This is a genomic window from Bradyrhizobium sp. CFUWI (assembly GCF_056429085.1).
On sequence record NZ_JBWJZE010000306.1, the window covers coordinates 1 to 392 of the forward strand.

At 64.0% G+C, this 392-nt stretch carries 1 pseudogene; it reads left to right on the forward strand.

The features are described 5' to 3' along the window. Positions 1-86: 86 nt before the first annotated feature. A pseudogene (locus tag AC066S_RS39935) lies at positions 87-392 on the forward strand (MFS transporter); the annotation flags it as partial.

Genomic DNA, 392 nt, shown 5'->3' on the forward strand with positions numbered 1-392 from the left:
GTATTGACTTGTATCAACTGTTGCGTTGACACTTTCCTGCTGCGCGTTTCGCGCTGCGGAAAGTCAACAATCACAGAGGAGTGGGCATGGCGGACACACGACCGGGATTTCTGGACAAGGAGCGCATCATCGCGGGACCGGGGTTCAACCGATGGCTCGTGCCGCCGGCCGCGCTGGCCATCCACCTGTGCATCGGCATGGCCTACGGCTTCTCGGTGTTCTGGCTGCCCCTGTCGAAGGCGCTGTCCACCGCCGGCAAGGGCGCCGCGTGTCCGAAGGACATGAGCTTCTTCGCCGAGCTGTTCGCCACCGGCTGCGACTGGCGCGTGGCGACCCTGGGCTGGATGTACACGCTGTTCTTCGTGTTCCTCGGCTGCTCCGCGGCGCTCTGG